Origin of the sequence: Microbacterium sp. CCNWLW134 (assembly GCF_037083565.1) — a bacterium.
Taxonomy (GTDB): Bacteria; Actinomycetota; Actinomycetes; order Actinomycetales; family Microbacteriaceae; genus Microbacterium.
Genome location: NZ_JBAOJU010000001.1, coordinates 1,642,234 through 1,657,549 on the forward strand (window position 1 = coordinate 1,642,234; position 15,316 = coordinate 1,657,549).

General features: G+C 68.7%; 13 protein-coding genes and 1 tRNA gene. 9 read left to right on the forward strand and 5 right to left on the reverse strand.

Annotation, left to right across the window (positions count from 1 at the left end; translation table 11 throughout):
* Nucleotides 1-158 precede the first annotated feature (158 nt).
* Nucleotides 159-234 (reverse strand) — tRNA-Lys (locus V6S02_RS07800).
* Nucleotides 235-338: 104 nt separating this feature from the next.
* Here V6S02_RS07800 and V6S02_RS07805 point away from each other — a divergent pair.
* The 3 genes from V6S02_RS07805 to V6S02_RS07815 are packed head-to-tail and all read left to right on the forward strand — an operon-like array spanning nt 339 to nt 2,505.
* Nucleotides 339-1,184 carry an inositol monophosphatase family protein gene (locus V6S02_RS07805; RefSeq protein ID WP_336400416.1) on the forward strand — a complete coding sequence of 282 codons (846 nt, stop codon included), beginning with the start codon at nt 339-341 and terminating at the stop codon, nt 1,182-1,184.
* The gene (locus V6S02_RS07810; protein WP_336400417.1) at nt 1,181-1,756 is read left to right on the forward strand and encodes a hypothetical protein; all 576 of its coding nucleotides are present in this window, start codon (nt 1,181-1,183) and stop codon (nt 1,754-1,756) included. The genes V6S02_RS07805 and V6S02_RS07810 overlap by 4 nt, the downstream gene beginning before the upstream one ends.
* Entirely contained in the window at nt 1,753-2,505 is a 753-nt protein-coding gene (locus V6S02_RS07815; protein ID WP_336400418.1) for an acetolactate decarboxylase, read from the forward strand. Before V6S02_RS07810 ends, V6S02_RS07815 begins: the two co-directional genes overlap by 4 nt.
* Here V6S02_RS07815 and V6S02_RS07820 read toward each other — a convergent pair.
* Both V6S02_RS07820 and V6S02_RS07825 read right to left on the reverse strand, forming a co-directional pair.
* On the reverse strand, nt 2,496-2,777 hold the full coding sequence (locus V6S02_RS07820; RefSeq protein ID WP_336400419.1) for a hypothetical protein: 282 nt from the start codon (nt 2,775-2,777) through the stop codon (nt 2,496-2,498). The genes V6S02_RS07815 and V6S02_RS07820 overlap by 10 nt on opposite strands.
* Nucleotides 2,778-2,825: 48 nt before the next feature.
* A complete protein-coding gene (locus V6S02_RS07825) occupies nt 2,826-3,587 on the reverse strand; it encodes a DUF429 domain-containing protein (RefSeq protein ID WP_336400420.1) in 762 nt (253 codons plus the stop codon).
* A 107-nt stretch (nt 3,588-3,694) separates the two neighbouring features.
* Here V6S02_RS07825 and V6S02_RS07830 point away from each other — a divergent pair, with 107 nt between their 5' ends.
* Together V6S02_RS07830 and V6S02_RS07835 are read left to right on the forward strand one after the other, a co-directional pair.
* A complete protein-coding gene (locus V6S02_RS07830; protein WP_336400421.1) occupies nt 3,695-5,065 on the forward strand; it encodes an FAD-dependent oxidoreductase in 1,371 nt (456 codons plus the stop codon).
* Nucleotides 5,066-5,106: 41 nt separating this feature from the next.
* A complete protein-coding gene (locus tag V6S02_RS07835) occupies nt 5,107-6,435 on the forward strand; it encodes a flavin monoamine oxidase family protein (protein ID WP_124293480.1) in 1,329 nt (442 codons plus the stop codon).
* A gap of 18 nt (nt 6,436-6,453) precedes the next feature.
* Here V6S02_RS07835 and V6S02_RS07840 read toward each other — a convergent pair whose 3' ends face one another.
* On the reverse strand, nt 6,454-7,614 hold the full coding sequence (locus tag V6S02_RS07840; protein ID WP_336400422.1) for an ROK family protein: 1,161 nt from the start codon (nt 7,612-7,614) through the stop codon (nt 6,454-6,456).
* Between the two features lie 165 nt (nt 7,615-7,779).
* Between V6S02_RS07840 and V6S02_RS07845 the strand changes: the two genes are divergently transcribed.
* From V6S02_RS07845 to V6S02_RS07860, 4 genes are read left to right on the forward strand one after another with little or no spacing between them, the layout of a single operon-like run.
* The gene (locus V6S02_RS07845) at nt 7,780-9,090 is read left to right on the forward strand and encodes an ABC transporter substrate-binding protein (protein ID WP_442927920.1); all 1,311 of its coding nucleotides are present in this window, start codon (nt 7,780-7,782) and stop codon (nt 9,088-9,090) included.
* Entirely contained in the window at nt 9,087-9,998 is a 912-nt protein-coding gene (locus V6S02_RS07850) for a carbohydrate ABC transporter permease (protein ID WP_124293483.1), read from the forward strand. The genes V6S02_RS07845 and V6S02_RS07850 overlap by 4 nt, the downstream gene beginning before the upstream one ends.
* Entirely contained in the window at nt 9,995-10,939 is a 945-nt protein-coding gene (locus tag V6S02_RS07855; protein WP_124293484.1) for a carbohydrate ABC transporter permease, read from the forward strand. The genes V6S02_RS07850 and V6S02_RS07855 overlap by 4 nt, the downstream gene beginning before the upstream one ends.
* Before the next feature lie 46 nt (nt 10,940-10,985).
* Complete coding sequence (locus V6S02_RS07860; RefSeq protein ID WP_124293485.1) at nt 10,986-12,680, forward strand: glycoside hydrolase family 13 protein; 1,695 nt, start codon at nt 10,986-10,988, stop codon at nt 12,678-12,680.
* Nucleotides 12,681-12,702: 22 nt separating this feature from the next.
* On the opposite strand, the gene V6S02_RS07865 is transcribed toward V6S02_RS07860, so the two are convergent.
* A complete protein-coding gene (locus V6S02_RS07865; protein ID WP_336400423.1) occupies nt 12,703-15,207 on the reverse strand; it encodes a glycoside hydrolase family 65 protein in 2,505 nt (834 codons plus the stop codon).
* Nucleotides 15,208-15,316 lie beyond the last annotated feature (109 nt).

The following is a 15,316-nucleotide window of genomic DNA, read 5'->3' on the forward strand; positions in this document are numbered from 1 at the left end:
CCCACGAAGAACGCCATGCTCGCGATCGCTTGCCATGGGGAGAAGACGGTGGGTCATTCTGTGCCCGGTTCCAAGCGATCCCCAGCATCAGGCACGTCGGGTCATCTCGACGACAAACGCCCGGTCAGACGATTAATCGTCTGTCCGGGCGTTTCAGGTGGTGCGCCCCCAGGGACTTGAACCCTGAACCCACTGATTAAGAGTCAGTTGCTCTGCCGATTGAGCTAGAGGCGCGAATCCGGTCGCAGCGATACAGGCCCGCGAACCGAGGGTCAACATTACCATCACGATGTCGCCACGGTGAAATCCGACCGCGCGCGCCACCTATCCTTGAGAGTGTGACCCTGCCGCCTGCGGATAGCGTTTTCGATACCCCTCACGACGGGGACCTCACCGAGGATCTCGCCCTCGCCCTGCGCCTGGCCGACGTCGCCGATGCGGTGTCGATGTCTCGCTTCGACGCCGCCGATCTCGACGTGCGCACGAAAGCCGACGCCAGTCACGTCACCGAAGCCGACCTCGCCACCGAACAGGCCATCCGCGGGGTCCTCGCGGAGGAACGGCCGGACGACGACGTGTTCGGCGAAGAATTCGGCTCCTCGGGCACCGGTGTCCGACGCTGGGTCATCGACCCGATCGACGGCACCGCGAACTACCTCCGGGGCGTGCCGATGTGGTCGACGCTCATCGCGCTGACGGTCGACGGCGTGCCGCGCGTCGGTGTCGTCAGTCAGCCCGCGATCGCCCGGCGCTGGTGGGCGGCCAGCGGTCTCGGCGCCTGGACGAACGCCGCCGACGGCAGTCCGCGGCGCCTCGCCGCGTCATCCGTCGACTCCCTGACCGAAGCGAGCGTGAGCTTCCAGAGCATCGGCCAGTGGCGGGAGGCCGGTCAGCTGGCGGCCCTCGAGAGGCTGACCGCGGCAGTGTGGCGCGATCGCGGCTACGGCGATGCCTGGCCGTACATGCTGCTGGCGGAGGGCCGCTTGGAATTCGTCGCCGAGTTCGGCGTGCAGGAGTACGACATCGCCGCGCTCGTGCCCATCGTCCACGAAGCCGGCGGGCGGTTCACTGATTTCACCGGCGCGGAAACGCTGACCGCGGGGTCGTCGCTGGCCACGAACGGCTCGCTTCACCAGACCTTCCTCGACCTGCTGCACTCCCCCATCCCGGAGATCGATCGATGACCTCTGCCCTTCGCCGCCTCTTCGCCGGCGGCGCGCTCACCGTCGCGCTGTTCGCTGTCACTGCGTGTGCGGCGGAGACCGGGGACGCCCAGCCCTCGCCGCCGCCGTCGCCGGTGGCTTCCTCGCCCACGGCTGAACCCTCGACGCCGCCCACCGAAGAACCCGCGCCGGTCACCGACCCGACGTGCGAGACGATCATCCCCGAGACCACGGTCGCCGATTACGACAGCGTGGGCTGGAGCGCCCAGGCCTCGCCGTTCACCATCACCGGTGAGGAGATCCCGGGCGGCATCGAATGCGTCTGGGCGAATTTCGACGGTCCGGCCAGCGACCAGCTCCACATCTACGGCTGGGCTCCGATCGATGAGGCGACGGCCGACGAGGCGCGGGCGCGCCTTCAGGCGGAGGGATGGACGGTCGAGGACGATCCGGAGGGGGTGTACGTCACCGAGCCGGCCGAAACGGCGGTGGCCACCGATGAGAACGGATACGGCATCACCTACTACTTCCAGGCGGGAACGGTGAAGATCGCCGACACCAAGCAGAGCATCCTCCTGATCGAATGGGGATGAAGACGCCCGGGCGGATCTCTGCCGGCGCCGTGACGCAGTTCGCGGTGCTCGACGCGCTTCTGGCCGGCGCGTACGAGTCCGGGATGCCGGTCGCGGATGCGCTCCGACACGGCGACTTCGGTATCGGATGCTGCGATCGCCTGGGGGGCGAGGTGGTCATCGTCGACGGGATGGCGTACGCATGCACGGTCGACGGACCACCCCATCGCATGACCGGCGAGGATGTCCTTCCCTTCGCCGACGTGTGCGCCGAGCCCTCCGTGACCCCCGTGCCCACCGGTCCTGCGGACCTCGCGATCCTCACCTCGCTCGTGGAGGCCTCGACGGTGAGCCGCAATCTCTTCCACTCCGTCCGCGTCGACGGCGAGTTCGGGACGATCCGCGTTCGGGCGACACGGCGCGAGCACTTCCCGCTCCGCCCTCTCGCGGAGGTCGCCGACGAGCAGGTCGAAACCGTGCTGACGGACGTCGAGGGGACGCTGGTCGGCTTCTGGGCCCCGTCGATCTATCAGGGGATCGCCGTCGCAGGGCTGCACGTTCACTTCCTCGCAGCCGATCGCCACGCCGGAGGCCACGTTCTGGACCTCACGCTCAACGAGGGCGCCCTCACGGTCGGCGCCTTCGCGCGATTCAACCTCGTTCTGCCCACGGATCCGGGCTTCCTCGCATCGGAGCTCACTCACGACGAGGACCATCGGATCGTCGCGGTCGAGGGAGGCGCCGCTCGCTCTTCGAGTCGTCAGCGGTAGGGATTGGCGGAGCCGGACTCGGCCTTCCCGTCCGCTGTGGCGGCCCGGCCAGCGGCGAAGCCGCGATCCCAGGCGTCACCTCGCTCCTCGAGATCGCGCGAAAGGGCGTCCAGCCTGAGCACACGCTGCGCGAAACGCACCCACTCCCCCCACGTCGCCTCGCACAGCGCACCCTCGGCGGGCGTCATCGTCAGCCGCCAGCGCTCCGGCGCTTCCGCCGGAGCGAACTGCAGCGGGCCGACACGAGTGGGTTCTCGGCGGGGATCGGGCACGGCATCCTCCTCGGGTGGGAACCCTTCGAGCATGCCGCACCGCCCGGGTCAATCGCCGTGTGCCCGGGGCGCGTCGACCAGCTCCGCCAGCGCTCTTTCAGGAAGGGCGATCCACCCTTCGACGCGCGCGAGGTGCGCCGCGTCGGGGGGAACGGGAATCGTGGCGCCGATCGCGTGCGCACGGGCGTTGAGTGCTGCCACGACGGCGTCGAAGGCGTCGGCCGACCGCAGCATGTCGGCTTCGATCGCGGTCGGGATGCGCAGCCACGGCGCGGCGGCGGTCAGCGTCGAGACCGCCTCACGCCGCGCGGCGGGGTCGACCTTGTACGCCGGGACGGCGATCCCCCACAGGCGCAGCGCGGCGGCGGGATAGACCTCGACCAGGACGCCCGCTCCCGACCGATCGACGGACACGCCCGCCGCGCTGAACAGCGCGGTGAGTTCCGCGCAGCGCATCGCGGTCAGCCCGAGCCGATCGGTGGCGACGCTGAGCGGCCACCGCCCCGTTCGCTCGCGCACGACGCGGTCGGTGTGCCGATAGGCGAGACGGCGTCGCCATTCCAGACCCGAGTCTGTGCCGGACGGCGGCTCCCCCCGCGCGTGCTGCGAGACGAACTCGATGAAGTCGACCGGCCATCCCAGGGCGCAATCGATGCCGATCGAGGCCGCGCCGCGCGCAACGGAGACGATGTCGCGGTCGCCGATCCCGACGATGAGCGCGGTCACGTCGGCGGTCGGGCCACGCCAGTCGATCACGGCCATCGCGGTGCCCTGGGGGGAGGCTGCGAGGTCGACTCCGACGGTCTGCACACGCCCACGCTACCGACCGAGTTCGTCCCCTTCGCGCCGAGGGGGTGCGAAGCCGCGCTACGGTTTCCTCACACGCCCGGCTCGGCGATTCGGGAGGCATGAAGCGGATGGGTTTCGACCACGCCATCGTCATCGGCGCAGGCATCGGCGGTCTTCTCTCCGCTGCGGCGCTGTCGCGCCGGTACGGCAACGTCACCGTCATCGAGCGCGACAGGCTGCCCGACGTGCCCCTCCATCGCCGGGGCGTTCCCCAGGATGAGCAGATGCATGCCATCCTCGCGATCGGGCAGGAGTCGTTCGAAGACCTCGTTCCCGGTGTGGCTGGCGAATTCCTCCGAGCCGGAGCGGCCTGGTACGACTCTCCTCGGGGAATCGCGAGCCTGAGCTCGCAGGGGTGGGCCGCCCGCGGTCCCAGTGAAGCGTGGATCTACGGCATCCGCCGCGTGGTCCTCGAAGACGCCCTCCGCCGCAAGGTCACCGAGATCCCGCAGGTGCGCATCGTGGAGGGCCAGGTCGTGGGACTGCACCCAGGAGGCGAGGACGCCGTGAGAGGCATCGTCCTCAAGGGAATCGGCAGACCACATCTCCACGCCGACCTCGTCGTGGACGCGTCAGGCCGTACCTCGCACGCGTCGGACTGGCTGGCGGAGCTCGGATTCGTCCCGCCGCCCGAGCAGGAGATCGTGAACACGGTGAGCTACGCCACCGCCGTCGTCCGACTCGCCCCGGGGACCCTCCGCGACGACATCCAGGGCTACCTCATCCCGCCATTGCCCGAGAGCCCTCACGGGGCGGTCCTGCTGCCATGCGACAACGGTCTCCACCAGATCGTCGCGCTGTCGCAGTCCGACAGTCCGCCGCCGGCGACGCGCGAGCGCCTCATCGCCCACCTCGAGGCGGTGAGATCACCCGTAGTCGCCGAGGCTGCGCGCCGAGCGGACTTTCTGGGCGATCCCAAACCGTTCCGCATCCGTGGGTCGCGTCGGCGCCGGTTCGAAGACATGCCCGTGCGCCCCGATGGATTCGTGGCCATCGGCGATGCGGTGCTCGCCCTGAACCCCATCTACGGTCAGGGGATGTCGGTTGCTGCGGTCGAGGCGCGGACGATGCGCGACATCCTGCTTGAGACGGCGGATGCCACGGGGGCCGCGGGACGCATCCAGGAGGCTTTCCGCCCGACTCTCGACTTCGTCTTCGATTCCGTCGTCCGAAGCGACGGTGTCTTTCCGGGCGCGATGCTGCACGGGCTGGAGCGGCCCGCCGCACCGAAGTCCCGCGTGCTCGGCGCCCTGGCGACGGAGGACTGGAAGACGGCGGTGGCGCTGCGATACGCCGGTCACTACTTCAGTGCCGAGCCGCTGCAGGCCCCCGAGATCCGCAGCCGCGCTCGCGCCTGGGCCGCCAGCGGCCGAAAGCCCCGCAGACACGATCCGCGAGACATCCCGCGGGCCTTCGACGGGGCACCGCTGCCGCGATAGCGTCGAAGGCACGCGGCGTCGATCGCGGACAGGAGGCGGCGATGGAGCACGTGGACACGATCGTGGTGGGGGCTGGGGTCGCCGGGCTGACCGCCGCGAGACTGCTGCGGGCAGCCGGCCAGCGGGTCATCGTGCTCGAGGCCCGTGAGCGCGTCGGCGGCAGGGTTCACACTGCCCGCGCCGGTGGGCGGGTGACCGATCTCGGAGCATCCTGGATCCATGGGATCACCGACTCCCCGGTCGCCGACGCCGCCCGCGCGTTCGGCATGCGGATGACGGAGTTCACCGTCGGCAGCTTCCAACCCGATGGCCGCCCGATCGCGTATCACTCTCCGGATGGCACACGGATGCCGGAAGAAGCGGCGGCCGCCTTCGCCGCCGACGTCCGCACCGTGGACCAGCGCCTTCTGGAGGTCATCGCCCGATCGGGGCCCGGGGACTCGTACCGCGACGTGACCGAACGCGCCATCGCCGATCAGGGGTGGGATTCCGAGCGCGCCCTCCGAGTGAGGGAATTCGTCGAGCATCGCACGGAGGAGCAGTACGGAGCGTGGATCGAAGACCTCGCCGCCCACGGCCTGGACGACGATCAGGTCGAGGGCGATGAGGTGGTGTTCCCCGACGGATACGACCGCCTCCCCGCTCACCTCGCCGAAGGTCTCGACGTGCGCCTCGGTCACGTCGTGACCCGAGTCGCCTGGCACGCGTCGGGCGTCGACGTGACGAGCGACCGGGGCACGGTGACGGCCGCGGCGGCGGTGGTCACCGTCCCCGTGGGGGTGCTGCAGTCCGCGTCGTTCACCTTCGACCCGCCCCTTCCGCCCGCCGTCGCGGAGCCACTGGCGCGGCTGCGGATGAACGCCTTCGAGAAGGTGTTCCTGCGTTTTCCGACACGGTTCTGGGGCGACGGTGTCTACGCCGTGAGACAGCAGGGACCCGAGGGACGGCGCTGGCACTCGTGGTACGACCTCACGCCGCTGCACGATGAACCGACGCTCCTGACGTTCGCCGCCGGGCCCGCGGCGAGGGAGATCCGCGCCTGGAGTCACGATGAGATCGTCGCATCGGTCATGGAGCAGCTTCGGAGACTCTTCCCCGGAGCGCCCGACCCGGTGGACGTGGAGATCACCGACTGGCAGGGCGACCCCTTCAGCCACGGGTCCTACGCGTACATGACGGTGGGGTCTGTCACGAGCGACCACGACGACCTCGCCGCGCCCGTCGGCGGCGTGCTCCACCTCGCAGGCGAGGCGACGTGGACGGATGATCCCGCCACTGTCACCGCGGCGATGTGCTCCGGCCATCGTGCGGCCGAGCGTGTCCTCGGAAGGCACGTCGCGATGGAGAGCGTCTGGAACACCGCGTTCTGACGACGGCCGGCGGCGTGATCACGCCGGCTGGGCGAACCGGGGAAGATCCAGAATTCCGCGTCGCGCCTCCTGCACCGCCGCACACACGGCCCCGAGCGAGACGATGTCGGCTCCGAGCTCAGAGGCGACGATCCGCGGGGCGGGGAGGTGGAGTGTGTCGGCCACTGACCTTCGGGCCGCCTCAATGAGCGGCGCCGCCCCGTCGGCGACGGCGCCCGAGACGATCAGCAGCCGGGTGTCGAACAGACTCCCGAAGACACCGGCGATCACGGCGAGCGATCCGCCGATCTCGTCGGTGATCCGGCGGGCGCCGGCGTCGCCCTGGGCCGCCGCGGCGAAGACGTCCTTGCCCTCGATGTCGGCAGGCGCCATCCGGCGCAGGATGCTCGAGGTCGGGAGCGCGCCCGTGGCCATCGCCGTGCGGGCGAGCTCGACTGCCCGGTGACCGAACCCCCACGCGCTGTCGACGCCCCGGACATGATCGAAGGCGACCATCTCGCCGGCGCCGCCGTGCGCGCCCGTGAGCAGACGCCCGTCCACCCAGACACCGGCACCCAGACGCTCTCCGGCGAGGAGGACCACGAAATCGTCGCACCCGCGCGCAGCGCCCAGCGTGCGCTCGGCGACCGAGGCCAGAGACGCGTCGTTCGCGACCTTCACGATGGGCACCCATTCTCCGAACATCCGCGCGAACCCCGGGTTCATCCGCGTCCAGAATTCCGCCCGGTCGGTCGGAGATTCGCCGTGCGCGTCGACGGGCGCCGGGAGACCCACGCCCATCGCCGCGACCTCCGATCGGCCGACTCCGGCGATCTCGAGCGCGCGGTCCACAGCGCGCACTGCTGCGCGTCGCCTGATCTCGGGCGCATCGTCATCGGCATCCACGACGAGGTGTTCGACCGCTCGGGTGTTCCCCCGGAGATCCGACACCGTCGCGGTGAGATGGCCCCGGCCCGCGTCGAGGCCCACGACGAAGGCGGCATCCTGACGGAATGCGAACCGACGTGCGGGACGACCCTTGCGGTAATCGCCGACGGCGCGGGCGTTGGGGAGTTCGACGATCAGTCCGCGGGCGACGAGCTCGTCGACGACATCGATCGCCGTCGACCGCGTCACCGCGACGCTCTCCATCACGTCTGTCGCGGTGAAGACCTCCGCGTCCCAGGCGTACCCGATCACGCCCAGAAGGCTCGCTCGCCGCGGCGAGAGGGGGACGATACCCGGGTATGACAAGGGGTTGACCTTTCTCGTGTTCCTTTGCATTATGGATGCCAGGAACTTGATTCGCGGCATAAATTTAATGCGGCGAGCAAGTGAGTGACAACTCTGACGAAGGACGATGACGTGCCTCCTGGAACCCCTGCCCGTCGCGCTGCCGCGACGATCTCCCTCCTCGCCCTCGCCGGCGCCCTCCTCGCGGGGTGCTCCGCCGACGGCCGCGAGACAATCCGCTTCACCTTCAGCAAGAGGGAAGCCCTGGACTTCATGAACCAGCTCGTGTCGGACTACAACTCCTCCCAGGACCGTGTCCGGGTGGAGATGGACACGTCGGGCGTCGACGTGGTGTCCGCCAGCTTCGTCCGCGGCAATCCCCCCGACATCATGCTGGCCAACTACAACTACGAGGTGGCCCGCTTCGTCGACCGGTGCGCTCTCTCGGACCTCTCCGACACGCAGGCGGCATCGACGGTGCGCGACGACCTCGACGTGCTGATGGCGCAGTACGGCTCGTGCGAAGGCCGGACCAGCGCCCTCCCCTACTCGGTGATGGCGTCGTCGGTCATCTACAACCGGGCGATCTTCGAAGAGAACGGCCTGGAGGTCCCGCAGACATGGGACGAGCTCATCGCCGTCTGCGACGCGCTCGACGCGGCGGGCGTGACACCGTTCTACGCCACCTTCAAGGACGACTGGACGGTCGCCCAGGGCTGGTACGACTACGCCATCGGCGGTTCCATCGACGTGGTCGACTTCTTCGACCAGCTCGCGGCGGAGGGTGCCGATGTCGGCGAGGAGTCGGCGGTGTCCTTCCAAGACCAGTTCGCCGAGCCTCTGGACAGAATGGCCGAACTCACGGCCTACACCAATGCCGACGCCGACTCGCGTGCCTACAACGACGGAAACCTCGCGTTCGCGCGCGGTGAGGCGGCGATGTATCTGCAGGGGCCCTGGGCGCTCGCCGAGATCGCCAAGACCGATCCCGACCTGGATCTGGGAACCTTCCCGCTGCCGATGACCGATGACCCTGCTGATCTGAAGGTGCGCGTGAACACCGACCTCGCCGCGATGATCCCCGAGGAGTCGCGCCACCAGGATGCCGCTCGCGACTTCCTGGAGTTCCTCTACCAGCCCGAGAACATCGAGGCCTACAACGAATCCCAGCTCGGATTCGCTCCGACCGAGGGGGCACCCCCGCCGAGCGATCCGCGCGTCGAAGGGATGACGGACTACTACGACGAAGGAAGGTTCTACCAGGGCCCCTCCGTCCTCGTGCCCAAGACCATCCCCGTCTTCAGCTACGCGCAGGCCTTGGCCCTGGGCGCCGACACCGAGTCGACCCTGCGGACGATGGACACCGATTGGGCTCGACTGGCATTCCGCTCGCCTCTTCCCTCGAGCGAGACCGACACGCAGGGCGAGGAGGCCACGCAATGACCGCCACCGAGACGATCGTCGCAGGATCGGCGGCAACACGCCGCTCCCGGCGGCGAGTGGAACCCATCTACTACCTGTTCCTCCTCCCGAGCCTGGTGCTGTTCACCCTCGCGATCACGGTGCCGGGGATCGTCGGGATCTTCTTCAGCTTCACCGACTCCATCGGCATCGGCTCATGGAACTTCATCGGCCTGACCAACTACATCGCCCTCTTCAGCGACCCCGCCATTCTGCAGAGCTACCTCTTCACCTTCGGGTTCGCCACGGCGACGGTCATCGTCGTCAACATCGTGGCGTTCCTCTTGGCCGTGGGGCTCACATCCCGCATCCGATTCCGCACCGGGCTCCGGACGATCTTCGTCATCCCGATGGTGATCTCGGGGATCATCATCGCGTACGTCTTCAACTTCCTGTTCTCCAACTCCGTACCCTCTCTCGGTCAGGCCACCGGGATCGGATGGCTGCAGGAGAGCCTGCTCGCCAATCCCGACCTCGCCTGGGTGGCGATCGTGATCGTGACCGCCTGGCAGGCGATCCCCGGCACGCTCCTCATCTACATCGCCGGTCTGCTGTCGGTTCCCGGAGACGTCTACGAGGCCGCGGACATCGACGGGGCCAACAAGCGCCAGCAGCTGTGGCGCATCACCATCCCCCTCGTCGCGGGATACGTCGTCATCAACGTGATCCTCGGATTCAAGAACTTCCTCAACGCCTACGACGTCATCGTCGGCCTCACCAACGGCGGGCCGGGAACAGCGACCCGAAGCATCGCGATGAGCATCATCTTCGGTTTCAACAGCGGCGACTACGCCTACCAGATGGCCAACGCGACCATCTTCTTCATCGTCGCCGTGCTCATCTCCATCCTCCAACTCTCCCTCACGCGCGGAAGGAAGGTCTTCCGATGACCACGCAACCCGCTCTGTCCGCCGAGACCGCCGAGGGCGAGCTCATCGCCGACCGCGAGAACCGGAAGTCCCGTTCCGCCGACGAACGGCCGAGGCCGAAAGCACGAGGCCGCGTCGGCCAGGAACGCGTCAACTGGTCGACGACGGTGATCCTGATCCTCTGCGCCGTGACCGTCCTGCTGCCGCTGTACGTCACCATCTCGATGTCGCTGAAGACGTCCGCGCAGGCCGTCGACGGCAACGCGTTCTCGCTGCCGGCGCCCTTCAGCTTCGACGGCTTCGTCGAGGCGTGGACCCTCACCCGCTTTCCCGTCGGCGCGGCGGTCTCGCTCTTCGTCACCGCCGGCACAGTGATCCTGACGATCATCCTGGCCGCCTTCGCCTCGTACGCGATCGTCCGAAACTGGGATCGACGGCTGTTCCGCTACTCGTTCTTCTATCTGCTCGCGGCGATGTTCATCCCGTTCCCGGTGGTGGCACTTCCCCAGATCCAGCTGACCGGACGCGTCGGCCTGGACAACCCGGTCGGGGTGATCCTGCTTGCCACGATGTTCCAGCTGAGCTTCAGCGTGCTGCTGTTCACCGCCTTCCTGCGCTCGATCCCCTACGAGCTCGAGGAGAGCGCCCGCATCGACGGTGCGAGCACCTGGCAGACGTTCTGGAAGCTCATCTTCCCGCTTCTGGCGCCGATGAGCGCCACGGTCGGCATCTTCGCGTTCCTCTACGCGTGGAACGACTTCATGATGCCGTCGCTGATCATCTCCGACCCGAACCTGCAGACCCTGCCGGTGCGCCAGAACCTCTTCCAGAGCCAGTTCAGCAACAACTACAACGTCGCCTTCGCGTCGTACCTCATGGCCATGGCGCCGGCGATCATCGCCTACCTGTTCACGCAGCGCTGGGTGATGGCGGGCGTCACGCAGGGCGCCGTCAAGGGCTGACCCGCACACCCTCCCGAACCGATCACCTGAAAGGAAACCCGTCCCCGTGACATCCGCCGGCACCTCCGCCCTCCAGACCGCCGACCCGCACGAGATCGAGCTGCCCGAGTGGTGGCGCCAGGCCGTGGTGTACCAGGTCTATCCCCGCAGCTTCGCCGACGCCGACGGCGACGGCATCGGCGATCTGCGCGGCATCCTCTCGCGTGTCGACCACCTGCGCGAGCTCGGCGTCGACGCGATCTGGCTGAGCCCGTTCTACCCCTCCGAGCTCGCCGACGGCGGATACGACGTCGCCGACTACCGGGATGTCGATCCGCGACTGGGAACCCTCGACGATTTCGATCGGCTCGTCGAGGCGCTTCACGCGGCGGGCATCCGCATCGTGGTCGACATCGTGCCGAACCACACCTCCGACCAGCATGCCTGGTTCCAAGAGGCCCTCGCCGCCGGGCGCGGTTCGGCGGCACGGGATCGCTACATCTTCCGCGACGGCACCGGGCCTGACGGGTCCGAGCCGCCGACCGACTGGGTCTCGGTCTTCGGCGGCCCGGCCTGGGAACGTGTCGCCGACGGCCAGTGGTACTTCCACAACTTCGCCGTGGAACAGCCCGACCTCAACTGGGACAACCCCGACGTCCGTGCCGACTTCGTACGCACGCTGCGCTTCTGGGCCGACCGGGGCGTCGACGGGTTCCGCATCGACGTCGCGCACATGCTCACGAAGGACCTCACCGAGCCGCTGCCCTCCCGGACGGAACTGGAGGCACTCCCCCGGGACGGCCAGCACCCCCTGATCGACCGCGATGACGTGCACGATGTGTACGCCGAGTGGCGCGCGGTGTTCGACTCGTACGATCCGCCCCGCACGGCCGTCGCCGAGGCCTGGGTCGACCCGGCACGCATCCCGCTCTACGCCCGCGCCGAGAGCCTCGGTCAGGCGTTCAACTTCGATCTGCTCGAGGCCGATTTCAACGCGGGGCAATTCCGTCGGATCGTCGGCTCCAACCTGCTGCTGGCGGCGGAGTCGGGCTCGTCGACCACCTGGGTGCTCTCCAATCACGATGTCGTCCGACACGCGACGCGCTATGGCCTCCCCGACGCCGAACGCGGACAGGACGGTCGACCGGTGCGGAAGCACGGCAACGAGTGGCTGCTCTCCGGCGGCCGCACGCCCGAGCTCGACCGGGACCGGGGACTGCGCCGGGCACGGGCGGCGATCCTCTTCGTCCTCGGGCTCCCCGGCTCGGCCTACATCTATCAGGGCGAGGAACTGGGACTGCACGAGGTGGCCGACATCCCCGTTGCCCAGAGACAGGACCCCACCTTCTTCCGCAGCCCCGGCGAGGACATCGGCCGGGACGGATGCCGCGTCCCCCTGCCCTGGTCTGCGGCCGAACCGGCGTTCGGGTTCGGCGGCAGCTCTCCGCATCTCCCGCAGCCCGCCTGGTTCGCGCGATCGGCCGCGTCGGAGCAGACGGACGACCCGGCATCGACGCTCAGCCTCTACCGCGACGCCCTCGCCGCGCGGCGACGCCTGCAGACGACCGAGAGCCTGGAGTGGATCGAAACGGGGCGTGATGATGTGCTTCACTACCGACGACCCAACGGGTGGACCGTGATCACGAACTTCGGCACCGAACCCTTTCCTCTGCCCACGGCCATCGGGCCCGTCCTCTCTTCCGAGCCGGTCGCGCACGGTCTGCTCCCCGGAGAGACCACGGTCTGGTTCGACGCGGTCTGACGACGCGAGCCGGCGTGACGAGCTAGGCGGGAGGCTCGGCGGGGCCCGCGCCAGGCCGCGCGCGCCGCACCGTGATGCTCTCCCCGGGGACGAGAGTGTGACGTGCGTCGTCGATGAGGATCGTCACCGGCTCCGGCGAGCCGCCGTGCGCTCGCAGTTCCAGCGCTGCGTGGGTCGCGGCCAGCTCGAGCCGGTGGCCTCGGTAGCGCAGGCGAGTGGACAGCCGTGAGATCGCATCGGGCAGCTGCGGATGAAGGATGAGGACGTCGTCACGCACCTGGACGCCGAAATAGCATCGCTGCAGGATGTCCACCGTCGCCGCCATCGCTCCCAGATGGATGCCCTCGCGGGTGGTGCCGGGGTGGATGTCACCGATGTCGGCCCCCAGCGCGTCGCGCAGGAGATGCCAGGATGCGTGTCGATCTCCTCGCACCTGCACCCACGCGTGCACGACACGGCTGAGCGAAGACCCGTGGGTGGTGCGGGCGAGGTAGTGCGCGATCGTGGCGGGGATCGAGCGGGGGTCGAAGGTGTAGCCGAGGCGATCCAGGATCTCGGTCAATTCCTCGGCGCTCAGGACGTAGAAGAGCATGAGGACATCAGCCTGCTTGGACACGCGGTAGCGATTGGCCGAGTCCCCCTCGGCCTCCAGAAGGAGATCCAGCCGGCTGATATCGCCGTACCTGCGCCGGTAGGCGTCGAGATCGAGGTCGGGAAGCGCACCGTAGCCGTCGAATTGCGCGAGCATCCCATCGTCGAGGAACGGCACGAACAGGCGGCGACTGACCGTGTCCCAACGCTGGAGTTCCTGTTCGGTGACGCCCAGATGCTCCCACTGGTCGTCATCGCGCGCGCCGAGCACGGCGTGCGCGCGCAGGACGGCGCGCAGCAGCCACGAGGTCATGACCGCCACGTAGGCGTTGTCGTCGATCCCCTCCCCGGGACGGTCGGGATACCCGTCGTGGAATTCGTCGGGTCCCATCATCCGACGAAGATGAAACCGTCCCGACCGGGGATCCTCCTCGACCCGTGATACCCAGAACCGGGCGATGTCCACCAGCATCTCCGCCCCGTAGGAGGCGAGGAAGTTCCGGTCCCCCGACACCTGGTAGAACTGCCACACGTTGTAGCCGACGGCGAGGTTGACGTGGTGCTGCCGCCAGGAGTGATCGGTCACCCACCGGCCCGAGTGCGGGTTGAAGTTGGCCGGCGCCGTCTCCTCCCGTCCGTCGCTCCCGCTCTGCCAGGGGAAGAGCGCTCCCTCGAAACCCAGTTCTCGGGCCCGGCGACGCGCCTCGGGAAGTCGTCGGTATCGGTACATGAGCAGAGCGCGCGTGAGCTCCGGCATGCGCAGGTTCAACACCGGGAAGACGAACAGTTCGTCCCAGAAGACATGTCCCCGGTAGGCCTCGCCATGCAGCCCTCGAGCGGGCACCCCCACGTCGGCGTCGGCCGTGTGCCTCGACAGACTCTGGGCGACGTGGAACAGGTGCAGACGGATCTCTCGACGTGCGGCCTCCTGCTCCCCCGCGTGCGGGGCGTTCAGGGTCACACGCAGGCGCAGCTGACGCCAGACGTGGCGCCATTCGCCTCGATGCTCACGGGCGTCCCGCTGCGCGGATGACATCTCGTCCAACTCCCGACGAGCGGCGGTCAGCGGCTCGGAGATCGCGTGATCGCGTGATGTGAACACCGCGACGGACTTGTCGATCCGGATCGCCTGACCGTCGTCTCCGACCACGTCGATCGCCAGGGCTGCCCGGTTGCGGTCGCTCCTGCCCCACCTCACGGCGTCGAGATCGACGGAGGTCCTCGTGGCCAGTGCGACGTCGATGCGGGACTGTCTCGTCCGGACCATGACCCAGGCATCGCCCCCCTCGGTTCCGGTGAGAGGCACATCGAGGTGCCGGTTCTCCAGACCGGTGAAGGACGCGACTCCGTCGTTGGTCACCGCGGCATGGATCCCCGAATCGATCCGCAGCACACCACTCCATCCATGCGGTGTGACACGGGTGAGAAGCCGCGCGCGGTGGGGGTGGCGCAGCGAAACCCAACGTTCCTGACGGATCGACGCAGCGAAACCGTCGGGTCCGCGCACTCTGGCCTCCCGGATGAGCACCCCACGGCGCATGTCGAGAAGGCGATGGTCGTGCTCCACCGTCGGCGCACCCGTCGCGGCATCCGGAGAAACGGTCAGCGACAGCCAATCCGGAAGCCGGACGATGCTCTCATCGACGCGGATGCGCCCGGCGGTGACCGTGGTGGCCCGGTCGAACACGCCGGCGACGTAGGTGCCCGGATACCACCACGGCTCGAACCGGCGGTCGGCAGCCGCGCCGCGGGTGGCGAGGTAGCCGTTCGCGAGCGTCGACAGCACCTCGCGCGTCCCCTCGAGCGCCGGATCCACCTCGCGCAGGTCGAGCTCCCACGCGCTCGGGCGCCGGCGACACAGCGGACACGGAGCGAGAAGGCCTCCGTCGCTCCCCCCCGCCCCGGCGGCGTCGTCCTCCGGGGAAGCAGGGCACATGTCCACACCCTCCGTCGCCGTGCCATCTGCTGATGGGACGAACGTCCCCCCGGCGACGACGCAGGCGCTGAGGTTGGGCTCGCAACCGATCAGAACCCAGGAGGCGGAC

Bases quoted from the DNA above. Each gene is read 5' to 3' on its own strand.
- V6S02_RS07815 (WP_336400418.1), top strand. From the start codon at position 1,753: ATGAAGACGCCCGGGCGGATCTCTGCCGGCGCCGTGACGCAGTTCGCG.
- V6S02_RS07865 (WP_336400423.1), bottom strand. From the start codon at position 15,207: ATGTGCCCTGCTTCCCCGGAGGACGACGCCGCCGGGGCGGGGGGGAGC.
- V6S02_RS07830 (WP_336400421.1), top strand. From the start codon at position 3,695: ATGGGTTTCGACCACGCCATCGTCATCGGCGCAGGCATCGGCGGTCTT.
- V6S02_RS07835 (WP_124293480.1), top strand. From the start codon at position 5,107: ATGGAGCACGTGGACACGATCGTGGTGGGGGCTGGGGTCGCCGGGCTG.
- V6S02_RS07850 (WP_124293483.1), top strand. From the start codon at position 9,087: ATGACCGCCACCGAGACGATCGTCGCAGGATCGGCGGCAACACGCCGC.
- V6S02_RS07855 (WP_124293484.1), top strand. From the start codon at position 9,995: ATGACCACGCAACCCGCTCTGTCCGCCGAGACCGCCGAGGGCGAGCTC.
- V6S02_RS07810 (WP_336400417.1), top strand. From the start codon at position 1,181: ATGACCTCTGCCCTTCGCCGCCTCTTCGCCGGCGGCGCGCTCACCGTC.